At 49.3% G+C, this 298-nt stretch carries 1 protein-coding gene; it reads right to left on the bottom strand.

The genetic code is table 11. From position 1 onward, the window contains the following. Positions 1 to 298: ATP-binding protein (locus J0A66_RS22790; protein WP_206576070.1), on the bottom strand; the 298-nt coding region annotated here is incomplete at both ends.

The raw sequence follows: 298 nt of genomic DNA, 5'->3' as shown, positions 1-298 counted from the left end.
AGCTGGCGTTTTCAAACAAGGTCTGATCAAAGCCCGGCCCATCGTCACAGACTTCCAATTGCAGTAATCCGTCTTGGCGTGCCATCTTGACCGTCAGCGTCCCCTCTCTGTCCTTAAAGGCATACTTAAAGGCATTGGTCACAGCCTCACAGATTAACAACCCTAATGGCACCATCTGATTAATGTTGATATTTAACGGCTCCCCGCCGTCCGTCAGGTTTAGATTTAACTGCTCTCGGCTTAACGGGCTAAGTGTGTCACCAATGAGATTCACCAGCCGGTGTACGTAACTTTGCAG

Source organism: Bowmanella dokdonensis (genome assembly GCF_017254865.1).
Taxonomy (GTDB): Bacteria; Pseudomonadota; Gammaproteobacteria; order Enterobacterales; family Alteromonadaceae; genus Bowmanella; species Bowmanella dokdonensis.
This window is presented reverse-complemented; position numbering and strand designations above follow the sequence as displayed.